12 protein-coding genes are annotated in these 12305 nt (G+C 66.6%); 9 read left to right on the top strand and 3 right to left on the bottom strand.

Features of this window, described 5'->3' with window-relative positions; all coding sequences use genetic code 11:
- Window positions 1-3 precede the first annotated feature (3 nt).
- On the bottom strand, window positions 4-1797 hold the full coding sequence (gene metG / locus SD37_RS05525; protein ID WP_174567823.1) for a methionine--tRNA ligase: 1794 nt from the start codon (window positions 1795-1797) through the stop codon (window positions 4-6).
- Between the two features lie 62 nt (window positions 1798-1859).
- Here metG and SD37_RS05520 point away from each other — a divergent pair, with 62 nt between their 5' ends.
- The 5 genes from SD37_RS05520 (at window position 1860) to SD37_RS05500 (ending at window position 6410) form a co-directional block, all read left to right on the top strand.
- Window positions 1860-2453 carry a PadR family transcriptional regulator gene (locus SD37_RS05520; protein WP_044852133.1) on the top strand — a complete coding sequence of 198 codons (594 nt, stop codon included), beginning with the start codon at window positions 1860-1862 and terminating at the stop codon, window positions 2451-2453.
- 87 nt (window positions 2454-2540) lie between these two features.
- Entirely contained in the window at window positions 2541-3551 is a 1011-nt protein-coding gene (locus SD37_RS05515) for an ATP-binding cassette domain-containing protein (protein WP_044852132.1), read from the top strand.
- Window positions 3541-4305: an ABC transporter permease gene (locus SD37_RS05510; protein ID WP_044852131.1), complete on the top strand. Its 765-nt coding sequence runs from the start codon at window positions 3541-3543 to the stop codon at window positions 4303-4305. The genes SD37_RS05515 and SD37_RS05510 overlap by 11 nt, the downstream gene beginning before the upstream one ends.
- Window positions 4306-4397: 92 nt before the next feature.
- Window positions 4398-5012: a glycoside hydrolase family 25 protein gene (locus SD37_RS05505; RefSeq protein WP_044852759.1), complete on the top strand. Its 615-nt coding sequence runs from the start codon at window positions 4398-4400 to the stop codon at window positions 5010-5012.
- A gap of 120 nt (window positions 5013-5132) precedes the next feature.
- Window positions 5133-6410 (top strand): aminodeoxychorismate synthase component I, encoded by a 1278-nt coding sequence (locus SD37_RS05500; RefSeq protein WP_044852130.1) that lies wholly within the window; start codon window positions 5133-5135, stop codon window positions 6408-6410.
- A gap of 1 nt (window position 6411) precedes the next feature.
- On the opposite strand, the gene SD37_RS05495 is transcribed toward SD37_RS05500, so the two are convergent.
- The gene (locus SD37_RS05495) at window positions 6412-7371 is read right to left on the bottom strand and encodes a quinone oxidoreductase family protein (RefSeq protein ID WP_044852129.1); all 960 of its coding nucleotides are present in this window, start codon (window positions 7369-7371) and stop codon (window positions 6412-6414) included.
- A gap of 123 nt (window positions 7372-7494) precedes the next feature.
- Between SD37_RS05495 and SD37_RS05490 the strand changes: the two genes are divergently transcribed.
- Window positions 7495-8025 (top strand): QsdR family transcriptional regulator, encoded by a 531-nt coding sequence (locus tag SD37_RS05490; protein WP_240546935.1) that lies wholly within the window; start codon window positions 7495-7497, stop codon window positions 8023-8025.
- Between the two features lie 3 nt (window positions 8026-8028).
- On the opposite strand, the gene rsmI is transcribed toward SD37_RS05490, so the two are convergent.
- On the bottom strand, window positions 8029-8862 hold the full coding sequence (rsmI, locus tag SD37_RS05485) for a 16S rRNA (cytidine(1402)-2'-O)-methyltransferase (protein WP_044852127.1): 834 nt from the start codon (window positions 8860-8862) through the stop codon (window positions 8029-8031).
- 68 nt (window positions 8863-8930) lie between these two features.
- Here rsmI and SD37_RS05480 point away from each other — a divergent pair, with 68 nt between their 5' ends.
- From SD37_RS05480 to SD37_RS43590, 3 genes are all read left to right on the top strand, one after another.
- Window positions 8931-10502: a dolichyl-phosphate-mannose--protein mannosyltransferase gene (locus SD37_RS05480; protein ID WP_044852126.1), complete on the top strand. Its 1572-nt coding sequence runs from the start codon at window positions 8931-8933 to the stop codon at window positions 10500-10502.
- An 84-nt stretch (window positions 10503-10586) separates the two neighbouring features.
- Window positions 10587-11630 (top strand): DUF3558 domain-containing protein, encoded by a 1044-nt coding sequence (locus tag SD37_RS05475; protein ID WP_065912750.1) that lies wholly within the window; start codon window positions 10587-10589, stop codon window positions 11628-11630.
- A 76-nt stretch (window positions 11631-11706) separates the two neighbouring features.
- Window positions 11707-12276: a hypothetical protein gene (locus SD37_RS43590; protein ID WP_236725274.1), complete on the top strand. Its 570-nt coding sequence runs from the start codon at window positions 11707-11709 to the stop codon at window positions 12274-12276.
- The last annotated feature ends 29 nt before the right edge of the window (window positions 12277-12305 follow it).

Genomic DNA, 12305 nt, shown 5'->3' with positions numbered 1-12305 from the left:
TGATCACTTCGAGATCGGCGCCCATTCGGGGCCGGTCTCGCCGAGTTCCGGATCCAGTTTGGCGAACAACGGGGTCGGCTTCTCCAGCGGCTTCCCGACCTCGATCGGCACGGACTTCCAGCGCGCCTGCTCGGCCTTGTAGTCCCCGGTCAGGATGGGGTTGATCCGGCCGGGGATGTCGAGGTCCTCGACTTCCTGCAGTTCGGGCTGGGCCGCCCAGACACCGGAACCGCCGAGTGCCTCGTGCACCTTCTGAGCCGAGTGGGGCAGGAAGGGGGTGAGCAGCGTGTTGGCGTCCGAAACGACCTGCAGAGCGGTGTGCAGGACGCTGTCACGACGAGCGGGGTCGTCCTTGAGCTTCCAGGGCTCCTGATCCGAAAGGTAGCGGTTCGCGGCGGTGACGACGCGCATGGCCTCGCTCGCCGCCGCTTTGAACCTGGACCGCTGGAGGTGAGCGCCGGCGGTGTCGAATGCCTTGCGGGAGAGCGCCTTGAGTTCCTCGTCGGCGGCCGTGGGGGCGTCCGGACGCGGAATGGCACCGACGTTCTTGTGCGCCATCGAGATGGACCGGTTGACGAGGTTGCCCCACTCATTGGCCAGCTCGAAGTTGGTCCGGCGGACGAATTCGTCCCAGGTGAAGTCGGTGTCCTGGGTCTCGGGACCCGCGACCGAGATGAAGTAGCGCAGGGTGTCCGGGCCGAAGTCGCGCAGGAAGTCGTGGACGTAGATGACCGTGCCACGCGAGGTCGAGAACTTCGAGCCGCTCATGGTGAGGAACTCGCTGGAGACGATCTCGTCCGGCAGGTGCAGCTTGCCGTACTTGCCGGGCTCGCCACCCCGGTCGCCCTCGCCGTTGTGACCGAACAGCAGCGCCGGCCAGATCTGGGCATGGAAGGTGATGTTGTCCTTGCCCATGAAGTAGTAGGCGCGAGCGTCCGGGTTGCTCCACCACTCCTGCCAGGCATCCGGATTGCCGGACCGGCGCGCCCATTCGACGCTCGCCGAGAAGTAGCCGATGACCGCGTCGAACCAGACGTAGAACCGCTTGAGCGGCTGGTCACGCCAGCCCTCCAGAGGGATCTTCACGCCCCAGTCGAGATCACGGGTGATCGGCCGCGGCCGCATGTCGTCGATCAGGTTCTTGGTGAAGTTGAGGACGTTCGGACGCCAGTCGGTCTTGCTGGACAGCCACTTGCCCAAGGTGTCGACGAACGCGGTCAAGTCGAGGAAGTAGTGCTCGGTCTCGACGAACTTCGGCGTTTCACCGTTGATGCGGGACTTCGGGTTGATCAGTTCGGCGGCGTCGAGCTGGTTGCCACAGTTGTCGCACTGGTCACCGCGGGCGCCGTCGTAGCCGCAGATCGGGCAGGTGCCTTCGATGTACCGGTCGGGCAGAGTGCGGCCGGTCGAGGGGCTGATCGCGCCCCGGGCTGTCTTGGGGACCACGTAGCCGTTGCGGTGCAGCGCGAGGAAGATCTGCTGGGTGACCTCGGCATGGTTACCCGTGGTGGTGCGGGTGAACAGGTCGTAGGTGAGACCGAGCCCCTGCAGGTCCTGGCCGATCTGACGGGTGTACTTGTCCGCCGTCTGCTGGGAGGTCAGGCCTTCCTTGTCGGCCTGGACGGTGATGGGGGTGCCGTGTTCGTCGGTCCCGGACACCATGAGCACCCGGTTGCCGACCATTCGCTGATAGCGGGAGAAGACGTCGGACGGGACGCCGAATCCGGACACGTGGCCGATGTGGCGGGGGCCGTTGGCGTAGGGCCAGGCCACCGCAGTCAACACTGGGGTGCTCATGCTTGTTTAGCCTACGGACGTCGTCTAAGGCATTGTTGTCCGGGAGAGGATCGGAGGCCTCGGTGTCCGCCACGCGTCTGCTGGTGCTGGGTGTCGTGCGCATGTACGGGAAGGCACACGGCTACCAGGTCCGGCGCGAGCTTCTCTCGTGGGCGGCCGACAAATGGGGCAATGTCCAGCCGGGTTCGATCTATCACGCGCTGAAGAAGATGACCTCTGAAGGGCTCCTGGAACAGGTCGAGGACGTCGAGGCGGGCAGTGGGCCCGACCGGACCGCCTACAAGCTGACCGAAGACGGCGAGACCGAGTTCCTCGTGCAACTCGGCAGGGCCTTGTCGAGTGATGACGCGACCGGGTACTCGCTGTCGGCGGCGGTCACGTTCATGCCGAGCCTGCCCCGCGCGCAGGTGCTGACCCTCTTGAAACAGCAGCTGGCGAATATGGAAGCACACGCTCAATCCACCCACTACGCCCGTGAGCACGCGATCGACCTGGGCAAACCGCCCCACGTCAGCGAGCTGTACCGACTGTGGAGCGCTCACGCCGAGGCGAACGTGACCTGGATGAGGGACCTGATCGGCCGCCTTGAAGCGGGCGAATACGTGATGCTGGGCGAAGGCGACGACGAAGTCGTGTTCGGCACGCCACCCAAGTAATCAAATTTGACTGCCGGACGACCTTTAGGGCACAGTGCGTCCGTTCACTAGTCAAGTTTGACTAGTTGGATCCGGAAAGGAGTACTCATGATCAAGGCACGCGGCCTTGAGCGGCGGTTCCGCCGCAAGGGCCGCAATGGGGGCGAGGTCCACGCCGTCAAGGGCGTCGATCTCGACGTGTCGGCCGGAGAACTGGTCGGCTTCCTCGGACCGAACGGTGCGGGCAAGACCACGACCCTGCGCATGCTCACCACGCTGCTCAAGCCCACGGCGGGCGAAGCGACCGTCGGCGGCTGCGACCTGCTCGCCGACCCGCTGGGGGTGCGCCGGCGAATCGGCTACGTCGCACAGGGCGGCGGCACCGCGCCGGAGAGCAAGGTCGTCGAAGAGATCGAGTTCCAAGGTCGGCTGTACCGGATGAGCAAGGCGGAAGCCCTCGCGCGCGGGGCCACTCTCGCGGAACAGCTGGACCTCGCCGGACTCGACCAGCGGGCGACCAAGACCCTGTCGGGCGGGCAGCGCCGTCGTCTCGACATCGCGCTCGGGCTGATCCACTCGCCCGGTCTCGTCTTCCTCGACGAGCCGTCGACGGGGCTCGACCCGCAGAGCCGCGCGAACCTGTGGGACCACATCCGCAGGCTGCGCGACGAGCAGGGAGTCACGGTCTTCCTGACCACGCACTATCTCGACGAGGCCGACGCGCTCTCCGACCGGCTGATCGTCATCGACGACGGGAAGATCGTCGCCGAAGGCACACCGGATTCGCTGAAGGCGAGGGTTTCAGGCGACAGCGTGGTCATCGGGGTTTCACCGGACTCGGCAGCGGAGACCGCGGAGGTCGCGGGCCGGCTCGAAGGGGCGCACGAAATGACCGTCACCGACGACACGGTGCGTTTCCGGGTGCCGCGCGGGGACACCGCGATGCCCGAGTTGCTGCGCGCGCTGGACGCGCGGGGTATCACGATGACGTCCATGCAGGTGCACAGGCCGACGCTCGACGACGTCTTCCTGACTCTGACGGGCCGCAGCCTGCGTGACGCCGAAGAGGGCGCGCCTCTCGGCGACGAGCCGGCGAAGGAGGCCACACATGTTGCATGACACCTGGTTGATCTTCCGCCGGGACATGCTCGCGGCGTTGCGCAATCCGACGTGGATCATCATCGGCATCATGCAGCCGTTGCTGTATCTGTTCTTCTTCGGACCGCTTCTGGTGAAGGCGCTCAACGCGCAAGGCCTGTCCGATGTGGACGGCTGGATGATCTTCACCCCGGCGATCATCGCGCAGCTCGCGTTGTTCGGCAGTTCGTTCGTCGGGTTCGGTCTCCTCGCGGAGTATCGCTCGGGCGTGGTCGAGCGCATGCGGGTCACTCCGGTGAGCCGGGTGGCGCTGTTGCTGGGCAAGGTGTTCGCCAACGCGCTGCAGACCGTCGTCCAGGCTCTGCTCATCATCGCGCTGGCGTATCTGGTCTTCGACCTGAACGCGCCGTTCGGCGGCGTCGTGCTCAGCCTGGTGATCGTCTTCCTTCTGTCGATCACGCTGGCGTCGTGCTCCTACGCGCTGGCACTGACCCTCAAGAGCGAGGAAGCCTTCCCGGCCTTGCTCAACGCGGTTCTCATGCCGTTGCTGTTGCTTTCCGGAATCCTGATCCCGATCACCGCGGGATCGGCGCCGGATTGGCTGTACACGATTTCCCGCATCAATCCGTTCCGGCATGTCGTGGACGTCGAGCGGAACACTTTCCGCGGTGACTTCTCGATGGACGCGCTGTTCACCGGGAGCGTCGTGGTGCTGGTGATGGCGGTTCTGGCCATCTGGTGGGGCTCGCGGACGTTCCAGCGAGAAAACGCCTGAGACACGCTGTACCGAAAGGTCACCTTGCGGCCGCTCCGCGGACGTAAGGTGACCTTTCCGGCGTACTGGGGCGAAATTCGAGGCAGGTGACTTTGATCGATCCGGAAGGTGAGCACGGCGTCACCCTGTCCCACCGAGAGACGGTGACGGACTGGGCGGCGGTGCGTGGCGCCGACATCCGGTTCGCCTCGGTCACCGTCAGCGAGAACACCAACTGGCGGGACGTCGCCGCGGAACGCAATCTGACGGGCGCGCAGCACGCCGGAATCCACACCGGTGCGCGGCACTACGCGCGCCCCGGCGCGGTCCACGATCAGGCAGACCATTTCGTGCGGACGGCCAGCGCGCTCGGGGCCTTCGCCCCCGGTTCGCTCGCGCCCGCGCTCGAAGTGGAGGCGCCCAGCGTCGACGACAGGTTCATCAAGGCGTGGATCAAACATGTCAGGCAAGCCGCACGCGTCGAACGGGTCCTGGTGTACGCCGGACTCGACTGCTGGACGAACCGCCTGCACCCGGACAAGTGGGCGGACAGCGAAGTGGTGTTGTGGCTGGTCAGGCACAACGAAATCCCGGGAAGACCGGGGTGGTTCCATTCCCGGTTGGGCCTGCATCAGCATGGCTTCGGCACCGGGCTGCCCGGGGTGGAGGGGCCGATCGCCCAGGACGCCGTGGTCTACCCCTTCACTCTCGGGGATGTGCTCCTGTAGCGATTCACTCGTGACGATGGGTGCGCTCAGTGTCACCGACGTGAGTCTTCGTGGTAGCGGATGTCACTTTCCGGGAGGCGCGGGTTGCCATTTCGACTGCTCGGACAGCGACAATGTCGCGTGCGGTTGATGTGCCGGAAACTGCGGACGGACGTCGCGCCCGAGCGGGCGCTGGCGGCTCTCGGCCTGCGCGCCAAGACCCTCGGATCCGCTCCTCCGGCGGCGCTTTGCGGAGAGTGGTTCTCCTCACGCGCGGTCATCGCGCTGTGTGCTTCCCCGTCTCCAGTCCGGAATGTGGCCGAAGCGTTCGCGATTCCCACTCGTCTGCCCATGGTCCGTGACGCCGTGCCCGGCGCGGTCGGGGGCGGCTGGTTCGGTTACCTGGGTTATGACCTGACCGATCCCTCGCACCGTTCGGGCGAGCTTCCACCGGCGGCCTGGGGCTGGGTCGACCGGGTACTGCGGCTGGACCTGGACGGTTCGTGGTGGTTCGAGGCTTTACTCGCCGACGACGACCCGGATCCGGTCGGCGAGGTTTCCGCGGTCGAATCCTTGCTCGACGAGCCCCTCGAAACCACGAGGTGGAACTCCGGTCCGCTATCGCGTCCGCTGCCGTCGGAACATTACGACGCCGTCAAGGCATGCGTGCACGCGATCGAGGCCGGCGAGCTGTTCCAGGCGAACATCTGCGCGCGCTTCACCGGGGAATTCGACGGCGACCCGATCGCGTTGTTCGCCGAAGGGGTGCGGTGCCTGCCCGCCCGGCGGGCGGCGTTCCTCAGCGGCGAGTGGGGCTCGATCGTCTCATTTTCCCCTGAGCTTTTCCTTGCGCGGCATGGACGAAATGTCCGGTCGACGCCGATCAAGGGCACCCTGCCCCGGCGGAACGCCGACGACGATCACCTCGCGCAGCGACTGCGGGAATCGACCAAGGACGTCGCCGAGAACGTCATGATCACCGACCTCGTCCGCAACGACCTCGGACGGGTCTGCGCCACCGGCAGTGTGCGCGTACCGGAGCTGCTCAAGGTCCGGCCCGCGCCGGGGGTCTGGCATCTTGAGTCCACTGTGGAGGGATTGCTCGCCGACGGGATCGACGACGCGGATCTGCTCGCGGCCACCTTCCCGCCGGGCTCGGTGACGGGCGCGCCGAAGATCCGGGCGCTGGACCTGATCGCCGAACTGGAACCCACGGCGCGCGGTGTCTACACGGGCGCGATCGGGCTCGCGTCGCCGATCGCGGGCCTGGAGCTGAACGTCGCGATCAGAACCTTCGAAATCCACGACGGCACGATCGCGCTGGGAGTCGGCGGCGGGATCACCGCCGACTCCGACAGCGAAGCGGAATGGCAGGAATGCCTGCACAAGTCCGCTCCGCTGGAGCGATTGCTCGGCTGACCTACTTGGCGGGGTCCAGCAGGAGCTTGCCGGTGGTCCCGCGCGAACGCAGGGCTTCGTGAGCGGCGCGGGCGTCCGACAGCGCGTACTCGCCACCGGCGATGGCACGCACCTGACCCGCGAGGGCCAGCGAGAAGAGGTCGTCCAGGGCGCGACCGAACTGGTTCCCCGGCAGTTTGAAAACGTGCGGCAGCCACATGCCCGACACGGTCGTGCTGTGCCCGAGGAGGTTGCGGGCTTCGATCGGCTTCGGCTGCCGACGGCTGGCCATGCCGTAGAACGCGAGGCGGCCGAACGGGGCGAGCGCCGCGATGCTCTGATCCGTCACAGAGCCGCCGGTCATGTCGAGAACGACGTCGACGCGTTTGCCGCCGTTCGCTTCCCGAAGGGCGTCGGTCATGTTCTCGGCGCGGGAATCGATGGCGACGTCGGCTCCAAGCTCGAGCGCGAGGGCGCGCTTCTCGTCACTGCTGGCGGTCGCGATGACCCGGCCCGCTCCCCAAGCCTTCGCCAGCTGGACGGCGATGGAGCCGACACCACCCGCGGCCGCGTGCACGACGACGGATTCGCCAGGTTCGAGGTGCACGTTCTTGCGCAGCAGGATCGCGGCGGTGGTGCCTTGGACGATGAAGGAGAGCGCGGTCAGGTCGTCGACGCCGTCCGGCACGCCGAAGGTGGTGACCTCGTCCGCCACCGCGCGCTCGGCGTAGCCGCCGCCACCGTTGAGCAAGGCGACGACGCGCTTGCCGTCGGCGGTCCGGCCGACGACCTCGCCGCCGGGCACGAGCGGGAGCTTGCTCGGCGCGAGGTAGGAGTTCTCGGCTTGGTGCGTATCGGCGTAATTGACGCCGATACGGTCGACGTCGATGAGCAACTGACCAGGGCCGGGAATGGGATCGGGCAGGTCGACGAGGTTGAGCACCTCGGGTCCGCCGAATTCGGTCACCTGTACTGCACGCATCCGCATCCTCCTCGTCGAGATGAGACATTCTTGCATATGTCTCATTCATGAGACAGGTCGTGATATGTTTCACTCATCGAAACCGCACTTGAACGCCAGCTGACTTCGCCGCGCCCGGACGCCGTGCGCGCGTTCACGATCGCGCGCTCCTGGTTCCTGGCGGGACGCCGCGTGGACATGCGCGACCTCGCGGGCGAGCTGGAGATCAGCCGCGCGACGCTGCATCGCTGGGTCGGCGGCCGGGATCAGCTGCTGGGCGAGATCCTGTGGTCGATGACCGTGGAGGTGTTCGAAGCCCGGGTCCCCGGCAAACTCGGCCGCGGCGCCGAAGGGATCGCGGAACTGATCGGCACCTTCGTGCGGACCGTGAACGACTCGAAGCCGTTCCGGGAGTTCCTGCGCAACGAGCCCGAACGGGCGCTGCGGATCCTGACGACGAAGGCCAGCGTGGTGCAGAGCCGGGCGATCGCGAAGTTGAGCGAGTTCCTGGACGAAGAGGTCGCGGCCGGACGGCTCGCCCCGCCGCTGCCGGTCGAGGACCTGGCCTACCTGCTGGTCCGGATCGGGGAGTCCTTCATCTACACCGACGTCATCACGGGCGCCGAGCCCGACTCCGCGAAGGCTCACGCGGCCGCGAAGGCCCTGTTGTCCTAGCCCTTATTTACGGGACGCGAGGACGGCGTCGTAAAGCTCCTTCTTCGACACTCCGGTGGCCTCGGCGACTTCGGCGGCGGCGGACTTGAGCCGTTCGCCGGCGGCGACTCGCGACGAAACTTCCGAAACCAGGTCCGCGACGCTCACCGAGCGCGGAGGCGCACCCGCGAGGACGACGGTGATCTCCCCCTTGACCCCGTCGGCGGCCCAAGTGGCCAATTCCGGAAGATTGCCGCGTTTGACCTCTTCATACGTTTTGGTCAGCTCGCGGCAGACGGCGGCGCGACGGTCGGAGCCCAGGACCTCGGCGGCGTCGGAGAGCGTGCTGGCCAACCGGTGGGGCGACTCGAAGAAGACGACGGTGCGGGGCTCGTCCTTCAGCGAACCGAGCCACTTCGCACGTTCGCCGGGCTTGCGCGGGGCGAATCCTTCGAAACAGAAGCGGTCGCACGGCAGGCCGGAGAGGGCGAGCGCCGTGGTCACCGCGGACGGGCCGGGCAGGCAGGTCACCGGCACTTCCGCCTCGACGCACGCCGCGACCAGGCGGAAGCCGGGATCCGAGACGCTCGGCATCCCGGCGTCGGTCACCAGCACCACCGTTTCGCCCGACCGGAGCGATTCGAGCAGTTTCGGCAGGCGGGCGGTCTCGACATCCTCGTAGAAGCTGACCACGCGTCCGACCGGCGAGACGTCGAGGGCGGTGGTCAGGGAACGCAGGCGGCGGGTGTCCTCGGCGGCGATCACATCGGCGGTCGCGAGGGCTTCGGACAGGCGCGGCGAAGCGTCGCGGACGTCTCCGAGCGGGGTGGCTGCCAGCACGAGGCGTCCTTCGGTCATTCCCGAAGGTTAACCGGTTCACGGATCCGGACACCGAGTTCACTCTTCCGCCCGTAGGATCAGGCCCCGTGACCGCGCTGCTGACCCGTGACAACGAGAGCGTGCGGCCGGATCCGGTCGACGCGCTCCGTCCGCCGAACGACCGGGAGGCCACCCTCCTCGGCCGTGGCATGCCGACCGACCGCCTGCGCGGCTGGATCGTCACGCTGGTGCTGACGCTCATCGGCGGCATCGTCCGGATCCAGAACCTGGGCACGCCCACGGACAAGGGCACCCCCGTCTTCGACGAGAAGCACTACGTCCCGCAGGCGTGGCAGATGCTGCGCAACGGCGGTTACGAAGACAACTACGGCTACGAGCTGATCGTGCACCCGCCCCTGGCCAAGCACCTCATCGCGATCGGTGAATGGCTGTTCGGCTACAACGCCTGGGGCTGGCGGATCATGCCCGCGCTGGCGGGCACGCTGATCGTCTTGCTCACCATCCGGATCGCCCGGCGGCTCACCCGGTCGACCCTGCTCGGCGCGGTCGCCGGGATCCTGGTGATCAGCGACGGCGTGCTGCACCTGCAGTCGCGGATGGGCATGCTCGACATCTTCATCGCGCTGTTCGTGCTCGCCGCGTTCGCCTGTGTGCTGTGCGACCGCGACCAGGTGCGGCGGCGGCTCGCCGTCGCCGTCCGCGAAGGCTGGATCAACGAATCGCGGTTCGGCCCGAAGCTGGGTTTCCGGTGGTGGCGGTTCGCCGGTGGCCTGATGATCGGGCTGACCTTCGGCGTCAAGTGGTCGGCGCTGTACTACATCGCCGCGTTCGGACTGCTCACCGTCTTCTTCGACGTCGCCGCACGTCGCGCCGCCGGGGTGCAGCGGCCGTGGGCGGGCACCCTGCGCCGCGACGTGCTGCCCGCGCTGTGGGCGATCGTCGTCATCCCGATCCTGGTGTACCTCGCCTGCTATTGGGCCTGGTTCGCGAGCGAGACCGCGACCGACCGAAACTACGTGGCGATCAAGGACATCGACCCTGGTTTCTGGGCCTGGATGCCACCGGCGCTGCGCTCGCTCGGCGACTACTCGATGAACGTCCTCGACTTCCACGCGAACCTGGTCACGCCCAAGGACAAACCGCATCCGTGGGAATCGAAGCCGTGGACCTGGCCGATGGGATTGCGGCCGATGCTCTACGCGTACGCGGGCGGGACCGAAGCGACCGGTTGCGGCGAGTCGACCTGCGTGCGGGCGACGATGCTGATCGGCACGCCGGCGATGTGGTGGCTGGCCCTGCCGATGCTGGGCTGGAGCCTGTGGCGGTCGTTCTTCCGCGCCGACTGGCGCTACGCCGCCGTGCTCGTCGGCTACTTCGCCGGTTACCTGCCCTGGTTCACCAACCTCGACCGCCAGATGTACTACTTCTACGCGACTCCGCTGGCGCCGTTCCTCGTACTCGGGTTGACGTTGATCCTCGGCCAGATCCTCGGCAGCGCGAAACGCGGATTCGAACGGCGGGGTACCGGACTGCTCGTCGTCGCCCTCTACGTGGGTCTCGTCGTGGCCAATTTCGCCTGGTTGTGGCCGATCCTCAACGGCAACGCGATCACGAACGAACACTGGAACGCCGAGTTGTGGCTGCCGTCCTGGAAGTGACCACTACCGGTTGACCCAAGACCCAGCGAAACCACTGAAAGCGACTTAGACTCCCGTCCGAATTGAGGACTACTGGGGGTCATCATGTCTCGTTGGCCGTATTTCGTGGCCATCGCCCTTCTGCTCACCGGATGCTCCAGCGCCATCGACGGCACGGCTTTCCGCGAAGGTTCGGCACCGGGTGCGAGTGAAACGAAGTATCCGAAGTACAAGCCACCCGCCGACGGATCGGGTTTCAGCGACCAGGTGCTCGATCAGCCGCTGGCCCTGCCGTCCCGACAGGGTGAAGAAGGCTGTACCTGGCTGGATTCGATCAAACCCGACCTGCAGCCGCTCGGCCTGATCAGCACCAAGGGGGTGCTCAGCGGCTGCCAGTTCGTGTTCCCGAACAACAAGGGCGCGCAGGTGCACGCCTACAGCCCGTACAGCTGGATCACGCAGGACTCCGCGGTGATGGAACCGGTGGAGATCGCCGGGATCAAGGGCCGGACCTACGCCTTCGACCCGGAACCGGCGACGTTCTGCTCGGTCAACATGGATGTCCGCGCCTACGCCTCGATCGCTGTCGACGCCTATGACGTCGACAGCGACGAAGCCGGCAGCCGCGCCGAACACTGTGAACTGGCGAAGAAGGTCGCCGAAGTGGTGTTGAAGAAGTTCGTGCCGCTCGCCGGTGGCAAGCCCGCGCCGGGCACTGTTCAAGAGCCGCCGGCGGAGGCACTGGAGGACGCTGACATCTGTGAGGTCGTCAAGTTCACTCATACGAACTATGCCGGGATCAACGCCGGCCGCGAAGGCGCGCAGAAGGGCGAGAGCCCGCTTGGGCCGACTTGCACTCACGAAGTCGCCTACGCGAAGGCTGTGGGGATGTACACGACCGGCATGGGCGGCCTCGAGGCCGTGCCGCCGAAACAAGGCGCGGAGGTGCGGAACGGGATGTTCGGCACACTGAAGGCCAGGTTCGAGCAGACCGAGGAGACCTGCGCCTTGAGCGTCCAGCTGAGCAACGGCCAGGTCGTGCAGGTCGACTTCATCGGCAAGAAGAAGGAAGCGATGAACCGGACCTGCGTATCCGCCCAGCTCATCTTGTCGGTGTCGATGCTCGCCCTGATCAACGGTGACGGCTGATTTCCCGATTCAAGTGTGACACTTGGGCATTAGTTGTTACTCTCCCCTGGTCAGTAGCAGTTCGACAGGGGGCACCATGACTATCCGACCGCTCGGAATGACCTGCGCGGCAGCGGCACTGTTCTTGCTCGCGGGCTGCGAAGAGCAGACACCGGGCACCGCGGCACCGCAGCCTTCGGCCGTTCCGAGCACTTCGGTGGCGCCGAGCAGCAGCTCGAGCGCGCCTACGTCGACCACGACTCCCAGCGCGACAGTTCCTTCGGCGACCGCCGCGACGGTCACCAAACCCGCCACCGGCGGCGCGGTGGCGCACACCCCGGAAGGGGCCGCGACCGTGATGGAGGAGTACCACCACGCGTTGGGCGACAAGGACCTCGACACCGTCTGCCGGATCACCGCGCCGGCGTTCGACGGCGGGATGAAGGAGTGCCGCAGCCTTACCCCCATCCAGTTCGAGATGTTCACGCCCGCGGATTTGAAGAATCTGAAAGTCACCCGGGTCGACCGGACGAAGGTGAAGAGTCAGGGGCCCGACCAGGTGATCGTCCCGCCCGAGGCGATCGCGCCGAAGGCGACGATCATGGACGGCGACCCCAAGATCTTCACCATGGGCTGGCGCGGGGGGACCTGGGTCATCATCAAGTGAGAGAGCAAGGGACCTTTGCCAGCGTTCGT

This window comes from Amycolatopsis orientalis (assembly GCF_000943515.2).
Lineage (GTDB): Bacteria > Actinomycetota > Actinomycetes > Mycobacteriales > Pseudonocardiaceae > Amycolatopsis > Amycolatopsis orientalis.
Note: the sequence above shows the minus strand (reverse complement) of the source record. Positions and strands in the feature narration are given on the sequence as shown.